Source organism: Aromatoleum anaerobium (assembly GCF_012910705.2).
Classification (GTDB): Bacteria; Pseudomonadota; Gammaproteobacteria; order Burkholderiales; family Rhodocyclaceae; genus Aromatoleum; species Aromatoleum anaerobium.
Genome location: NZ_WTVG02000040.1, coordinates 687,924 through 702,866 on the forward strand (window position 1 = coordinate 687,924; position 14,943 = coordinate 702,866).

The window sequence follows — 14,943 nt, forward strand, 5'->3', positions numbered from 1 at the left end:
TCCTCTCAATAGGCTTCACGATAGCGGCGCCGGACAAAGTGACCGGCAACATTGAGGAGCAGCGTCATCAACATCAGACTCAGGCCGGCGGCAAAGATGGACTGGTAGCCGATGGAGCCGTGAGGCAGGTCGCCGAGCGCAACCTGCACGATGTACGCAGAAATCGTTTGCGCAGGCTCCATCGGATTCATCGTGAAGTTCGGCTGCATGCCGGCGGCGACCGCGACGATCATCGTCTCTCCCACGGCGCGCGAAACCCCGAGGATGTACGCCGACAAAATGCCCGAAAGCGCCGCAGGAATCACGACCCGGACGGCGGTCTGGAATTTTGTGCCACCCATCGCATAGGAGCCCTCGCGCATGCTCATCGGCACCGCTCGCATGGCGTCCTCCGCCAATGAGCTCACATAGGGAATGATTGCGATGCCCATCACGATGCCGGCTCCGAGCATGTTGAAACCGGGCAAGCCCGGGATGAGCAACTGCAGCAGCGGTATGACGACAATCAGCGCAAAGTAGCCGTAGACGATCGACGGGATGCCGCCCAAGAGCTCGAGGAACGGCTTCACCGCTTCCCGCACCGCTGGCCTGGCGAACTCCGAAAGGTAGATCGCGATCGTCGTCCCGAGCGGAATCGCGACCACGACCGCGACCAACGAAGTCGTAAGCGTACCGGCCAGCAGCGGCAGGATGCCGTAATGGGCATCGGCAAAAAGCGGCGTCCACATCGTGTCGGTCAGGAAGGACCAGATCGGTACGACCGTGAAGAAGTGGTAGGACTCGCTGACCAGCACCCACACGATGCCGACTGTCGTCAGCACCGAGACACCTGCTGCGGCGAAAAGCAGAGCCTCGATGACGCGTTCCTTCGTGTTGCGCAGCGCCTTCCTGGCCAGCCGGTCGCTGACCCTCAGCGGCTCGAAGGATGCGCTTTCGAGCGATTCCATGCTGTTTGCGTCTTGCATTCTTGGCCCGTCGACAAGGAAAAGGGTGCGCGAGCCCTGCCCGCGCACTCGGACGTCAGAGCTTTGCTTCGCGGCTCAGAAGCGACTCGATGGTGACGCCGACCTCCGCCTCACCGCCAAAAACGGTGCCGACCTTCTTCTTGCTCATATTCTCCATCGCTGTTTCATATGCCTTCGGTGGCAGCGGAACATATTTCACTTCGGTCGCAAGATTCGATGCGTTCTTCATGTAATAAGTCACGAAATCGCGAACTTCCGGCCTCTCCAGCGCCTTTTCACTGACATAAATGAAGATCGGGCGCGACAGCGGATTGTAGGCACCGCTGATCACCGAATCGGGACCGGGCGAAACCGCCTTGCCTTCCTTGTTCACGATCGGCACGGCCCTCAACTTGCCCTGATTCTCGGCATAGTAGGCGTAACCCAAGTAGCCGATCGCCTCCTGATCGCGTGAAACACCCTGAACGAGGACGTTGTCGTCTTCCGACGCCGTGAAATCACCGCGCGAAGCCTTCGCCTTGCCAACGACCGCTTCAGTGAAATAATCGAAGGTGCCGGAATCCGAGCCCGCACCGAAGAGCTTCAGCGGAACATCCGGGAACGACGAGTCGATCTGCTTCCAGCTGGTGACCTTGCCCTGCGCGTCGGGCTCCCACATTTTCTTGAGTTGCTCGACGGTCAGCTGTTTGACGAAGGTGTTCTTCGGATTGACGATGACCGTCAACGCGTCGAAGGCAACCGGCAGTTCGTAATACCTGATGCCGGCGCTCGCGCACGCTTCCATCTCCTTTTTCATGATCGGACGCGAAGCCCCCGAAACATCAATCTCGCCCCGGCAGAATTTCTTGAAACCACCGCCTGTGCCCGAGATGCCGACCGTGACCTTCACCGAGCCTTTCCTGGCCTTCTGAATATCCTCGGCTACGGCCTCCGTGATCGGGAACACGGTGCTGGAACCATCCACCTTCACGATGGACTGGGCCTGCGCAGCGTGCGAACCGCACACGACGAGAGCAGCCGCCAAGGCGACCTGCTTGAAACCCGACATACGGAATCTCCTGGTAAATGAACGATGCCCGGTGCCGCTGCGATCTTGCCGCGACTTCAGGCGCCTCGAATCATCCTCGTCAAATGTGTCAGAAATTTGACATTGGCCGGGCGCCGATCCGCCGCATCCATGGCGAAGCCGATATCCATCGCAGAAAAACGATCCGGCTCGATGCTGCTCGGGCGGTCGAAGTGTACGGAGGCAATGTTTCAGGAGTGTTACAGGAAGGCTACTCGCTGCCGGAACCAAGAGAATTGGCCACAACGAGGCCGTCGAAGCCCTCGTCGCCGAAAGCCCCAAAGGCTCGGTGGCCCTCCGTCAGGCGCTGGCGTGCCGAATGCAGTCGGCGATATGCCGCGCCAGTCTATCGACTTGCGCACCGTCCTTCCCTTCAACCATGACCCGGAGCAGCGGCTCGGTTCCCGAAGGGCGCAGCAGCACCCGGCCCTGCTCGCCGAGCTCCAGTTCGGCATCGCTCCGCGCTTGGTCAATGCGCTTGTCGGATCGCCAGTCGAATCCTGCGGTCAGAGGCACATTGATGAGTTTCTGTGGATAGAAGACGAGGTCCGCACAAGCAGCCGCCAACGTGCACTGGCGCTTGATCAGCGCCGCGATCACCTGGAGCGCGGAGACGATGCCGTCGCCCGTGGTATGACGATCGAGGCAGATGATATGGCCGGAGTTTTCCCCGCCGAGTTTCCAGCCCCGTTCGTGCATGGTTTCCAGCACGTAGCGGTCGCCGACCTTTGCCCGCGCGAAGGCAAGGCCGAGGCGGCCGATCGCGCGCTCAAGGCCGAGATTGCTCATCAGCGTGCCGACGACGCCCTCCAGGCGCCCTTCGGCCTGCCGCGAGGCTGCAATCACGTACAGCAGCTTGTCGCCATCGTAAAGCTCTCCGTCTCCATCGACCATGATCACGCGATCGCCGTCGCCGTCGAGGGCGATGCCGAAGTCCGCCTTGTTCGCCAGTACAGCCGAACGCAGCGTCTGCGGATGCGTGGCGCCGACCTTGTCGTTGATATTCAATCCGTTGGGCTCGACCCCCAACGGGATCACTTCCGCGCCCAGTTCGTGAAATACGCTCGGCCCGATGTGATAGGCCGCGCCGTGGGCGCAGTCGAGGACGATGCGGTAACCACGCAGATCGAACTCGTTCGGAAACGCACTTTTGCAGAACTCGACGTAACGCCCCGCCGCATCGACGATCCGGCGCGCCTTGCCCAGGCGGGACGCCTCGGCGCAGACCATCGGCTGATCGACACGGAACTCGATCTCCTCCTCGAGCGCATCCGGCAACTTGGTGCCGTTCGCCGAAAAGAACTTGATGCCGTTATCGTCGTATGGGTTGTGCGAGGCGGAGATCACGACTCCGGCCTGAAGACGGAGGGCACGGGTGAGATAGGCCACCGCGGGCGTCGGCACCGGACCGGCAAGCATCACATCGACGCCCGCCGCTGCAAAGCCGGCTTCGAGAGCGGCCTCGAGCATGTAGCCGGAAATGCGGGTGTCCTTGCCGATGAGAATCGCGGGCCGCTCCCCGGGCGGCAACTGCTCCCGCCCTACCAGCGTCACCCCCGCCGCATAACCGAGACGCATGACGAATTCGGGCGTGATCGTCGAATCGCCGACCCGCCCCCGCACGCCGTCGGTGCCGAAATACTTTCTCCCCATTTTTCCCCCGCGACATTCGTCGAAAAGCGAATTATCGCATCAACCACGGGAGACTTCGTGCACGCATGTCTATGCCGGGACGCCGCTTACCGCCTGCCACACTTTCAAGGCATCGCGCGTCGCGGCCACGTCATGGACTCGCACGATCCGTGCGCCCCGTTCGACAGCGATCAGCGCCGCGGCGACGCTGCCATGCACTCGCTCGCCGACCGGTCGTCCCGTGATCGCCCCGATCATGGACTTTCGCGACACCCCGACGAGCACCGGATAGTCTTGCGCAACGAAGCGGTCGAGGGCGCGGAACAGGGCGAGGTTGTGCTCGAGTGTCTTGCCGAATCCGAACCCCGGGTCGAGGAGGATCCGGTCCCTGCCCACACCCACGTCCGCGAGAGCCCGAACACGCCAGTCCAGGAAATCGAGCACTTCCGCAACGACATCATCGTAGCGGGGATCGGACTGCATGCCGCGAGGCTCGCCCTGCATGTGCATCACGCACAGTGCCGCCTCGCTGTCCCGCACGGCGTCGATCGCGCCCGGCGCGCGGAACGCGTTGATGTCGTTGATCAGGCTCGCTCCGGCCCTCAGGGATTCACGCATCACGGCCGGCTTGAGCGTGTCGACCGAAACCGGCACCGCCCAGTCGGCCAGACGCTCGACCAGCGGGATGACGCGGTCGAGTTCCTCCTGCTCCGAAACAGGCTCGGACCCCGGACGGGTCGATTCGCCCCCTATATCGAGCAGATCCGCTCCCGCATCGACTGCAGCCTGCGCCCGTCGCACTGCCGCATCCAGATCCCGACCGAGGCCATCGCCCGAAAACGAGTCCGGTGTGACATTGACGATCGCCATGATGCGTGGGCGGTCCAGTTCCAGGCGGAATCGACCACATCTCAAAACCTGCATTTCAGTCCTCAAATGAATCGGGCCGGCTAAATGCCGGCCCGAAGAAGGTCGAACCTCTTGTCTCGTGCCGCGCGAATTACCCTGCCGGGGCAGGAGCCGTCGGCTCGGCTCCAGGCGCATCGTCCTTCGGACGGCTCGCCGGCGGTGTAATCGGCTTGGGTGCCCGCGGAGCACGTCCCGCCATGATGTCGTTCAGTTGTTCCGCATCCAGCGTTTCCCATTCGAGCAGTGCATGCGTCATCGCCTCGATCTTGTCGCGGTTGTCTTCGATCAGGCGCCGCGCCAGCGCGTACTGTTGATCGATGATCCGGCGTATCTCGGCATCGACCTTCTGCATCGTGGCCTCGGACACGTTCCGGTGCGTCGTCACCTGGCGGCCGAGAAAGATCTCTCCCTCTTCTTCGCCATACACCATCGGCCCGAGATTGTCCGACATGCCCCACTGCGTCACCATCCGGCGGGCGAGGTCGGTTGCCCGCTGAAAATCGTTCGAAGCGCCGGTAGTCATCTGGTTCATGAAGATCTCTTCGCAGATCCGGCCACCGAACAGCACGGCGATCGTCTGGAGCAGCCGTTCACGGTCCTGGCTATAACGATCCTGCTCCGGCAACTGCATCGTCACACCCAGCGCACGACCTCGCGGGATGATCGTGACCTTGTGCACCGGGTCGGTCTTGTCGAGCAACTTCGCGACCAGCGCATGTCCGGACTCGTGGTACGCCGTGTTGCGACGCTCCTCTTCCGGCATCACCATCGACCGCCGCTCGGACCCCATCATGATCTTGTCCTTGGCACGCTCGAAGTCTTCCATATCGACGAGCCGCTTGCCGCCCCGCGCAGCGAACAACGCTGCTTCGTTGACGAGGTTCGCCAAGTCGGCGCCGGAAAATCCGGGCGTGCCGCGTGCGAGGACGACGGGTTCGACGTCCGGTGCAATGGGCACCTTGCGCATATGGACCTTCAGGATCTGCTCCCGGCCACGGATATCGGGCAGCGGCACGACGACCTGCCGGTCGAACCGCCCCGGGCGCAGCAGTGCCGGATCGAGCACGTCCGGGCGGTTCGTCGCGGCGATCACGATGACACCCGTTTGCCCTTCGAAGCCGTCCATCTCGACGAGCAACTGGTTGAGGGTCTGTTCGCGTTCGTCGTTGCCGCCACCCATGCCAGCACCACGCTGACGGCCGACAGCATCGATTTCGTCGATGAAGATGATGCACGGCGCGTGTTTCTTCGCCTGCTCGAACATGTCACGCACGCGCGCCGCGCCGACGCCGACGAACATCTCGACGAAATCGGAGCCGGAAATCGAGAAGAACGGCACTTTCGCCTCGCCGGCAATCGCCTTCGCGAGCAAGGTCTTGCCGGTACCCGGCGAACCGACCATCAGCACCCCTTTCGGGATGTGCCCGCCGAGTTTCTGGAACTTGGAAGGGTCGCGCAGGAAATCGACGAGTTCGGACACTTCCTCCTTCGCTTCATCGCACCCTGCGACATCCGCAAAAGAAAGTGAGTTGGCGCTCTCATCAAGCATTCTGGCTTTCGACTTGCCGAACGAAAACGCTCCGCCTCGCCCGCCCCCTTGCATCTGGCGCATGAAGAACACCCAGACCCCGATCAGCAGCAACATCGGGAACCAGGAAACGAAGATGCTCATCAGGAATGACTGCTCTTCTTCGGGCTTCGAGGCGTTCACGACCACGCCGGCGCGGATCAGGTCGGATACCATCCAGATATCCTGCACGCCAGGCGTATACACGGTAATCTGCCGGCCTTCCTGCGTCGTCGCACGCACCAGGCGACCGTCGATTGTCGCTTTCGCAATGCGCCCGGCCCTGGCTTCCTCCAGAAACTGGGAGTACTCCATCGTACTGGCCGAAACCTGCCGCGTATTGAACTGGTTGAATACCGTCATCAGTACGACGCCGATAACCATCCAGATCGCGAGATTCTTGAAGAGATTATTCAACTTCTTTCCTTGAAAGCCCAACGAGGGCAGCGACAGATGGACTCATTCTAGTGGCGAACGTTCCGCGGCGTAAACCAATAGGCTCGATGAGCTGTTTCAATCACCGGATCAGCAGGCCGCAACGACTCCGATATGGGGTCGCCGGCTTGAATTGCAATACGGCCGCGAAAAGGATTGCGACCTCTCCGATCACCAACGGCAGACTCGAGGCCCGACTGCAGAGTTCCGCAGTTTTTGGCGCTGTGATGAGCATACTAACTGCCTCGGTGCCCGACACCCACCAGATACACTTCCGCACTGCGGTCGCGCGATGCCTTCGGTTTTCGCACGTGCAGCGCGTTGAAATGCTTCGCGGCCTCGTTTCGATACTCCATGAAACCCTGTCCCTGGAACACTTTCACGATGAAACTGCCACCGGCCTTGAGGTGCCGCGCCGCGAACTCCAGCGCCAGCTCCCCGAGGTAGATCGAGCGGGCCTGGTCGGTCGTGTCGATGCCGGACATGTTCGGCGCCATGTCCGACAGTACGACGTCGACGGGGAGCCCGCCGAGCCTGGACTCGAGTTCGGCAAGCACTGACTCTTCCTGAAAGTCGCCCTGTATGAACTCGACGCCGCCCAGCGGTTCCAGCGCCAGCAGGTCCAGTGCGAAGACCCGGCCCTCGCGTCCGACCCGCCGCAATGCGACCTGGCTCCAGGATCCCGGGGCTGCGCCCAGATCCACGACGACCATTCCGCTTCGCATCAGGCGATCGCGCTCATCGAGCTCGATGAGCTTGAAGGCTGCCCGCGAGCGGTAACCTTCGCTTTTTGCACGCTGTACGTACGGGTCGTTGACATGTTCCTGCATCCACGCCTTGCTGGTCTTGGTTCGCTTCATCGGAGTAGAATCCATGCCCCTGAAAGATTTGAGAAAAGTATGAGCGAGCTCACCCCCGCCCGGCGGCGCGAACTGCGTGCCGGCGCCCATCACCTGAACCCCGTCGTCAGCATTGCCGGAAACGGCTTGACGCCAGCCGTGCTGGGCGAAATCGACCGTTCCCTGCAGGCGCACGAGCTGATCAAGATCAAGGTCCACGGGGCCGAACGTGCTGCACGCGAAGCACTGATGAAAGCGGTCTGCGAGGCCCTCGATGCCTCACCGGTCCAGCACATCGGCACAATTCTCGTCATCTGGCGCCAACGTCGGGAAGAAGCCGAAAAATCCGTGCAGGCTAAACCTGTGACATCCAGCGCGAGCACGGGCGTCGCGAGGGCGAAATCGGCGCGGGCCTTTGCAGCCGCTGCGCGTCGCACCGCGCTGATCAAGGCCGCGTCGGACAAGAAGCGTCTTGCGGCAAAGCGCAGCCGGACTTACACCCGCAAAACCGGGCCTGCCGGCGGCAAATAGTTCGCCTGACGGGACGCCCCCGTCAGCGACCCAACAGTTTTCGGACACCCAGCACCAGCGGCAACGCGAGCACGCTCTGGATAAGATAGAGCACGCTCGAGACGCCGTGCCACGTGGCGAAACGGTCCCGCATCACGGTGTCCATCACCTCGCGCGGCCAGGCATCCGCTTTCATCTGCGCCATCAGCGGCTGGATGCCGAACTGGCTCGCGAGGGTCGCCAGCAGCATCGCCACGACCAGCCAGAACAGGCTGCTCCGGAACGCTCGCCATCGCCAGCGTGCGAGCATGAAACCCAGCACGTAAAGGGCACAGCCGACCCCGATCCACCCCAGTAGCGCAAAGAGACGCCCCGCGATGTCGCCGGCGAGTGCGCGGTCGGAAAGCATGCCGAACAGGGTCGGTGCGACGATGTAACCAATCGACCACAGCGCACCGGCCCAAAGCGTGATCAACACTACCAGCAGATGCTCGGAAAGACGGGTCACGATTTTTTCCGGCTGATGCCCGAACGAGACTCCTGATACGAAACCGGCGCTGCGCTCACACGTAGCGGACGTCGATGATCTCGTACTCCCTTACCCCGCCCGGCGCCTGGACTTCGGCGATGTCCCCGGCGAATTTGCCGATCAGGGCGCGAGCGATCGGCGAGCTGATCGAAATTTTGTTCTCCTTCAGATCCGCCTCGTCATCGCCGACGATCTGATAGGTCACCGGCCGTCCGGTGTCCATATCCTCCAACTCGACGGTGGCGCCGAACACGCATCGCCCGTCGGCATCGAGCAATTTCGGATCGATGATCTGCGCGCTCGAAATCTTGCCTTCGATCTCCTTGATCCTGCCCTCGACGAATCCCTGGCGCTCCTTGGCGGCGTCGTACTCGGCGTTTTCCGACAGGTCGCCATGGGAGCGCGCTTCCGCGATCGCGGCGATCACGCTGGGGCGCTCGACGGTTTTCAGCCGGTGCAGTTCGTTGCGAAGTTTTTCCGCACCCGCGACGGTAAGAGGAGTCTTGATCATGATTTTTGATTCAGTTCGGCATGCAGCGACTGCAACCCGTACACCTGCAGCCCCTCGAGATGGCGCATCCCCATGCATGCGGCGCGTGCACCTTCGATGGTGGTGAATACCGTGAGTTTCGCCGCGAGGGCGCTGGTGCGGATCGAGCGCGAATCGATGATCGCCTGGCGCTTTTCCTCCACGGTGTTGATCACGAGGCTGATTTCATTGTTCTTGATCATGTCCACGATATGCGGACGGCCTTCGTTGACTTTATTGACCATCGTGACGGGAAGGCCGGCGGCCTCGATCGCCGAGCCCGTGCCGCGGGTTGCGGCGAGTCCGAACCCGAGCTCATGAAGCTCGCGCGCGACCTCGACCGCGACGCCCCGGTCGGTCGGCTTGACGCTGATGAAGGCCGTGCCAGACTGCGGCAGGCGCACCCCGGCGGCGAGCTGCGATTTGACGAAGGCTTCGGCGAAGCTGCGTCCCACGCCCATCACTTCACCGGTGGACTTCATTTCCGGTCCGAGAATCGTATCCACGCCGGGGAACTTGACGAACGGAAAGACGGCTTCCTTGACCGCGTAGTAAGGAGGCACGATCTCGCTGGTCACGCCCTGGCTCGCCAGACTTTGTCCGGCCATGCAGCGCGCGGCAATCTTCGCCAATTGCAGGCCGCACGCCTTCGACACGAACGGCACGGTACGCGACGCGCGCGGATTGACTTCGAGCACGTAGACGGTCGCCTCGTCGCCGTCGCCCTGGATCGCGAACTGGACGTTCATCAGGCCGCAGACGTTCAGCGCGCGGGCCATCGCTTCGGTCTGGCGGCGCAGCTCGTCCTGGAGCTTCGCGGAGAGCGTGTAGGGCGGCAGCGAGCACGCTGAATCGCCCGAGTGGACACCGGCCTGTTCGATGTGCTCCATGATGCCGCCGATGATGACCTGCTTGCCGTCGGACAGCGCATCGACGTCGACTTCGGTTGCGTCGTTGAGGAAGCGGTCGAGCAGCACCGGCGATTCGTTCGAGACCTTCATCGCCTCGCGCATGTAGCGCTCGAGATCCTTCTGTTCGTGCACGATCTCCATCGCCCGGCCGCCGAGCACGTAGCTCGGACGCACGACGAGCGGGTAACCGATCTCGGCCGCGAGCCGCACTGCGGCTTCGGGCGTGCGCGCAGTGCGGTTCGGCGGCTGCTTGAGGCCGAGGTCGTTGAGCAGCTTCTGGAAGCGCTCGCGGTCTTCGGCGGCGTCGATCATGTCCGGGCTGGTGCCGATGATTGGCACGCCGTTGTCTTCGAGCGCCTGCGCCCTCTTGAGCGGCGTCTGGCCGCCGAACTGGACGATGACGCCGACGGGCTTCTCGATATGCACGATCTCGAGGATGTCTTCGAGCGTGATCGGCTCGAAATACAGGCGGTCGGACGTATCGTAGTCGGTCGACACCGTTTCCGGATTGCAGTTGACCATGATGGTCTCATAGCCGTCCTCGCGCAGCGCGAGGGCAGCGTGGACGCAGCAGTAGTCAAACTCGATCCCCTGCCCGATCCGGTTCGGCCCGCCCCCGAGCACCATGATCTTCTTGCGATCCGTCGGACGTGCCTCGCACTCGTCCTCGTACGAGGAGTACATGTAGGCCGTCGAGGTCGAGAATTCTGCGGCGCAGGTATCGACGCGCTTGAACACCGGGCGCACGCCGTTCGCGTGGCGATGCAGGCGCACGGCTGTCTCGTCGACGCCGAGCAGCTTCGCGAGCCGCCGGTCGGAAAAGCCCTTGCGCTTCAACTCGCGCAACTCGGCAGCCTGGATCGCCTTCAGCGACCGGCCGGCGAGCGCCTTCTCGGTCAATACGATGTCCTCGATCTGCGCGAGGAACCACGGATCGATTTTCGTCAGGTTGAACACCTGTTCCTGCGTGTAACCTTCGCGGAAAGCCTGGCCGACGTACCAGATGCGCTGCGCGCCCGGGTTCGCGAGTTCGTGCTCGAGGTCCTCGCGATCGGCTTCGACCTCGTCGAGGCCGTAGGCGCCGACTTCGAGCCCGCGCAGCGCCTTCTGGAACGACTCCTGAAACGTGCGGCCCATCGCCATGACTTCACCCACCGACTTCATCTGGGTGGTGAGGCGGTCGTTGGCCATGGGGAACTTCTCGAACGCAAAACGCGGAATCTTGGTGACGACGTAGTCGATCGAGGGCTCGAACGAGGCCGGCGTGGCACCGCCCGTGATGTCGTTCTTGAGCTCGTCGAGCGTGTAGCCGACGGCGAGCTTCGCCGCGACCTTCGCGATCGGGAAGCCGGTCGCTTTCGATGCCAGCGCCGACGAACGCGACACGCGCGGGTTCATCTCGATGACGATCATGCGACCGTCCTTGGGGTTGATCGCGAACTGCACGTTCGAGCCGCCGGTGTCGACGCCGATTTCGCGCAGCACCGCGATCGAGGCGTTGCGCAGGATCTGGTATTCCTTGTCGGTCAGCGTCTGGCTTGGCGCGACGGTGATCGAATCACCGGTATGCACGCCCATCGGGTCGAGGTTCTCGATCGAGCACACGATGATGCAGTTGTCCGCGCGGTCGCGGACGACTTCCATCTCGTATTCCTTCCAGCCGATCAGCGATTCCTCGATCAGCAGTTCGCTCGTCGGGCTCGCCTCGAGACCACGCTTGCAGATCTCGTCGAACTCTTCCATGTTGTAGGCGATGCCGCCGCCGGTGCCGCCGAGCGTGAAGCTCGGCCGAATGATCACCGGAAAACCGATGCCGCCCTGCACCTGCAGCGCCTCTTCGATGCTGTGCGCGATCGCCGAGCGGGCGGAACCGAGCCCGATCTTCGTCATCGCGTCCTTGAACTTCAGGCGGTCCTCGGCCTTGTCGATGGCTTCGCGCGACGCGCCGATGAGTTCGACGCCGTATTTCTCGAGGACGCCGTTGCGGGCGAGGTCGAGCGCGCAGTTCAGCGCCGTCTGCCCGCCCATCGTCGGCAGCAGCGCGTCCGGCCGCTCCTTCTCGATGATGCTCTCGACCACCTGCCAAGTGATCGGCTCGATGTACGTGACGTTCGCCGTTTCCGGGTCGGTCATGATCGTTGCCGGATTCGAATTGACGAGGATGACCTTGTAGCCTTCCTCGCGCAGCGCCTTGCACGCCTGCGCGCCGGAATAGTCGAACTCGCACGCCTGGCCGATGATGATCGGACCGGCGCCAATGATGAGTATGCTTTGAATGTCTGTACGCTTAGGCATTGCCTAACCTCGGTCTTGCGTTGATGAGCGGCAGCTGCGGCTGCCGCTGGCGAATTACTTGGCGCGCGTCTCGAGCATCCTGATGAAACGGTCGAACAGGTAGGACACGTCGTGGGGTCCCGGACTCGCCTCGGGATGTCCCTGGAAGCAGAACGCCGGCACGTCGGTCCAGGCGAGCCCCTGCAGGCTGCCGTCGAAGAGCGACACATGTGTCGTGCGCACATTCTCCGGAAGCGTATCGGGATCGACCGCGAAGCCATGGTTCTGGCTCGTGATCAGGACCTGCCCGGATTCGAGATCCTTGACCGGATGGTTGGCGCCGTGGTGGCCGAACTTCATCTTGACCGTCTTGGCGCCGGCCGCAAGCGCCATCAGCTGGTGTCCGAGGCAGATGCCGAAGGTCGGGATGCCGCGCTCGAGGAACTTGCGCACAGCCTCGATCGCATAATCGCAGGCACCTGGGTCCCCCGGACCATTCGACAGGAAAACGCCATCCGGATCGAGCGCGAAGACTTCCGCGGCCGGCGTCTGCGCGGGCACCACGGTGAGCCTGCAGCCCCGGCTGGCGAGCATCCGCAGGATGTTGCGCTTGACGCCGTAATCGTACGCAACGACGTGATAGCGCCCGTCTGCCTGCTGATCGTAGCCGCTACCGAGCGCCCACTCGCTTTCGGTCCATTGGTAGGGGCTTTCGACACAGACCGTCTTGGCCAAGTCCATGCCGTCCAGCCCAGGGAACGCGCGCGCCTGGGCGATCGCCGTGTCGGCGTTCAATGCGGCCCCGTCGGCCGCGGTGACGATGCAGCCGCCTTGGGCGCCCTTTTCACGCAGCACGCGCGTCAGCTTGCGGGTATCGATCCCCGCAATCGCAATGATGTTCTCGGCCTTTAGATAGGCATCGAGGGTCTGCTCCATGCGGAAGTTCGAGGGCAGTATCGGCAGGTCGCGGATCACCAGGCCTGCGGCATGAACACGTTCCGCTTCGACGTCCTCCCGATTGATGCCGGTGTTGCCGATATGCGGATAAGTCAGCGTTACGATCTGGCGGCAGTAGCTCGGGTCGGTGAGGATTTCCTGATAACCGGACATCGAGGTGTTGAACACCACCTCACCGACCGTGCTGCCGGCCGCACCGATTCCCTTGCCAAGAAATACCGTCCCGTCGGCAAGCGCTAGTAGGGCGGGCGGGGAAGCAGTCACGACAAACTCCTGAGTTCAGCCGAAAAGACACGGGGAAAGCCATCAAGCCACCCCGAACGTGAAAAAAACGGGACGAGCCGACCGGCCAATCCCGCTTTCAAGAAGCCGCTGATTATAGCGTTCCGCGCCCGTCGAGGCAATCGCGCGCGCCTCGCCGCCAGGCCCGAATCAGCGCAGGCCGAGCACGTCCTGCATGTCGAACAAGCCACTCGAGCGTCCCGCGAGAAAACGCGCCGCGCGCAGCGAACCGGAAGCATACGGCATGCGGCTGCCCGACTTGTGGGTGATCTCGATACGCTCGCCGATACCGGCGAACAGAACCGTGTGGTCCCCGACCACGTCGCCGCCGCGGATCGTCGAAAAGCCGATCGTCTCGGCCTTGCGCTCCCCGGTCACGCCTTCGCGCCCATAGATCGCGCACGTTTCCAGATCGCGCCCCAACTCGCGTGCGACCACTTCCCCCATGCGCAGCGCGGTACCCGACGGGGCATCGACCTTGAAGCGGTGATGCGCTTCGATCACTTCGACGTCGTACCCCTCGTTGAGAATACGGGCAGCCACTTCGAGCAGCTTGAACACCGCGTTCACGCCGACTGCCATGTTCGGCGCGAACACGACCGGGATTGTTTGCGCCGCCGCGGCAATCGATTCCTTCTCCGTCGTCGAGAAACCGGTCGTGCCGATGACCATCGCCTTGCCGAGTTCGCGTGCGATCGCAAGGTGGGCGAGCGTGCCTTCGGGGCGGGTGAAATCGATGACGCAATCGGCTGCTGCGATCGCGGCGCGCGAATCGTCCGTGATGAGAACACCGGTCGCGCTTCCGCACAGCTCGCCGGCGTCGCGTCCGATGAAGGTCGTGCCGGGACGATCGAAAGCCGAAGCGAGCACCGCTCCCTCCTCCTTCAGCGTGGTCTCGATCAGCATCCGGCCCATTCGGCCGGACGCACCTGCTATGGCAATGCGCAATGGCGACATCAATGAATTCCTCTTGCTCGACATGATCGGGAGCTTCGCGCGATGCGCGACCGCTTCCAGGACAAGGCTCAATCCTTGGCTGCCGGCGCGATCTCGACGACGCGGCTGCGCTCGGCCTGCGGCGCAGCCGTTGCAGCTTGCGGATCGCCGGGCTCGATGTCTCCTTCGACCCGGTCGAGCCGGTCGCTGACAAAGAAAACGCTCAGCGTACGCTGCTGCGGTTCGCCCCTGCCGGGCTGGAAGCGGTAAACGTAATCCCAGCGATCGGGATGGAAGGCGTCGACGATCAGCGGCGTGCCGAGCGCAAACCGTACCTGCTCGCGCGTCATGCCCTTTTTCAGCCTGGCCACCATTTCCTGATCCACGTAGTTGCCCTGCCGCACGTCGATACGGTAGGGATTGATCTGGTCGGTGAGCGAGCTGATGGAACAACCGGCCAACAGGCCGAAGGCGGGGACGGCCGCCAGGAGAGTCACGAAGCGCATGGATGGAGTTCTTGGTCGGTGGCGCCAGACGGCGTATCGTTCAGGCAAAGGCGAAAAAATATATCATACGCAGGCACGAGCCATGAGTTATTGGCT

General features: G+C 62.8%; 13 protein-coding genes. 1 reads left to right on the plus strand and 12 read right to left on the minus strand.

Annotation, left to right across the window (positions count from 1 at the left end; translation table 11 throughout):
• Positions 1-5 precede the first annotated feature (5 nt).
• The 6 genes from pstC to rlmE all read right to left on the minus strand — a co-directional run bounded on the left by pstC (position 6) and on the right by rlmE (position 7,434).
• A complete protein-coding gene (gene pstC / locus GO606_RS18730; RefSeq protein ID WP_169116991.1) occupies positions 6-947 on the minus strand; it encodes a phosphate ABC transporter permease subunit PstC in 942 nt (313 codons plus the stop codon).
• A 73-nt stretch (positions 948-1,020) separates the two neighbouring features.
• Positions 1,021-2,013, minus strand: a complete 993-nt coding sequence (locus GO606_RS18735) for a PstS family phosphate ABC transporter substrate-binding protein (protein WP_169116990.1) — start codon at positions 2,011-2,013, stop codon at positions 1,021-1,023.
• A gap of 318 nt (positions 2,014-2,331) precedes the next feature.
• Complete coding sequence (glmM, locus tag GO606_RS18740) at positions 2,332-3,684, minus strand: phosphoglucosamine mutase (RefSeq protein WP_169116989.1); 1,353 nt, start codon at positions 3,682-3,684, stop codon at positions 2,332-2,334.
• Between the two features lie 69 nt (positions 3,685-3,753).
• Positions 3,754-4,587: a dihydropteroate synthase gene (gene folP, locus GO606_RS18745; RefSeq protein ID WP_169116988.1), complete on the minus strand. Its 834-nt coding sequence runs from the start codon at positions 4,585-4,587 to the stop codon at positions 3,754-3,756.
• 76 nt (positions 4,588-4,663) lie between these two features.
• Positions 4,664-6,556, minus strand: a complete 1,893-nt coding sequence (gene ftsH / locus GO606_RS18750) for an ATP-dependent zinc metalloprotease FtsH (protein ID WP_169116987.1) — start codon at positions 6,554-6,556, stop codon at positions 4,664-4,666.
• Positions 6,557-6,810: 254 nt separating this feature from the next.
• Positions 6,811-7,434 (minus strand): 23S rRNA (uridine(2552)-2'-O)-methyltransferase RlmE, encoded by a 624-nt coding sequence (gene rlmE / locus GO606_RS18755; protein ID WP_169116986.1) that lies wholly within the window; start codon positions 7,432-7,434, stop codon positions 6,811-6,813.
• A 39-nt stretch (positions 7,435-7,473) separates the two neighbouring features.
• Here rlmE and GO606_RS18760 point away from each other — a divergent pair, with 39 nt between their 5' ends.
• Positions 7,474-7,944, plus strand: a complete 471-nt coding sequence (locus tag GO606_RS18760) for a YhbY family RNA-binding protein (protein WP_169117059.1) — start codon at positions 7,474-7,476, stop codon at positions 7,942-7,944.
• Between the two features lie 22 nt (positions 7,945-7,966).
• Here GO606_RS18760 and GO606_RS18765 read toward each other — a convergent pair whose 3' ends face one another.
• From GO606_RS18765 to GO606_RS18790, 6 genes are all read right to left on the minus strand, one after another.
• The gene (locus GO606_RS18765; protein ID WP_169116985.1) at positions 7,967-8,431 is read right to left on the minus strand and encodes a DUF4149 domain-containing protein; all 465 of its coding nucleotides are present in this window, start codon (positions 8,429-8,431) and stop codon (positions 7,967-7,969) included.
• Between the two features lie 55 nt (positions 8,432-8,486).
• Positions 8,487-8,963 (minus strand): transcription elongation factor GreA, encoded by a 477-nt coding sequence (gene greA, locus GO606_RS18770; protein WP_169116984.1) that lies wholly within the window; start codon positions 8,961-8,963, stop codon positions 8,487-8,489.
• Positions 8,960-12,187, minus strand: a complete 3,228-nt coding sequence (gene carB, locus GO606_RS18775) for a carbamoyl-phosphate synthase large subunit (RefSeq protein WP_169116983.1) — start codon at positions 12,185-12,187, stop codon at positions 8,960-8,962. Before carB ends, greA begins: the two co-directional genes overlap by 4 nt.
• Positions 12,188-12,241: 54 nt before the next feature.
• Positions 12,242-13,387: a glutamine-hydrolyzing carbamoyl-phosphate synthase small subunit gene (carA, locus tag GO606_RS18780; protein WP_169116982.1), complete on the minus strand. Its 1,146-nt coding sequence runs from the start codon at positions 13,385-13,387 to the stop codon at positions 12,242-12,244.
• A gap of 168 nt (positions 13,388-13,555) precedes the next feature.
• A complete protein-coding gene (gene dapB, locus GO606_RS18785; protein WP_169116981.1) occupies positions 13,556-14,362 on the minus strand; it encodes a 4-hydroxy-tetrahydrodipicolinate reductase in 807 nt (268 codons plus the stop codon).
• Between the two features lie 68 nt (positions 14,363-14,430).
• Positions 14,431-14,847, minus strand: coding sequence for an outer membrane protein assembly factor BamE (locus GO606_RS18790; RefSeq protein ID WP_169116980.1), 417 nt, complete (start codon positions 14,845-14,847; stop codon positions 14,431-14,433).
• Positions 14,848-14,943 lie beyond the last annotated feature (96 nt).

Excerpts from the sequence above, each read along its gene's own strand:
- glmM (WP_169116989.1), bottom strand. The coding sequence starts at position 3,684 with ATGGGGAGAAAGTATTTCGGCACCGACGGCGTGCGGGGGCGGGTCGGC.
- GO606_RS18790 (WP_169116980.1), bottom strand. The coding sequence starts at position 14,847 with ATGCGCTTCGTGACTCTCCTGGCGGCCGTCCCCGCCTTCGGCCTGTTG.
- GO606_RS18760 (WP_169117059.1), top strand. The coding sequence starts at position 7,474 with ATGAGCGAGCTCACCCCCGCCCGGCGGCGCGAACTGCGTGCCGGCGCC.
- rlmE (WP_169116986.1), bottom strand. The coding sequence starts at position 7,434 with ATGAAGCGAACCAAGACCAGCAAGGCGTGGATGCAGGAACATGTCAAC.
- GO606_RS18735 (WP_169116990.1), bottom strand. The coding sequence starts at position 2,013 with ATGTCGGGTTTCAAGCAGGTCGCCTTGGCGGCTGCTCTCGTCGTGTGC.
- greA (WP_169116984.1), bottom strand. The coding sequence starts at position 8,963 with ATGATCAAGACTCCTCTTACCGTCGCGGGTGCGGAAAAACTTCGCAAC.
- dapB (WP_169116981.1), bottom strand. The coding sequence starts at position 14,362 with ATGTCGCCATTGCGCATTGCCATAGCAGGTGCGTCCGGCCGAATGGGC.
- pstC (WP_169116991.1), bottom strand. The coding sequence starts at position 947 with ATGGAATCGCTCGAAAGCGCATCCTTCGAGCCGCTGAGGGTCAGCGAC.
- folP (WP_169116988.1), bottom strand. The coding sequence starts at position 4,587 with ATGCAGGTTTTGAGATGTGGTCGATTCCGCCTGGAACTGGACCGCCCA.
- carB (WP_169116983.1), bottom strand. The coding sequence starts at position 12,187 with ATGCCTAAGCGTACAGACATTCAAAGCATACTCATCATTGGCGCCGGT.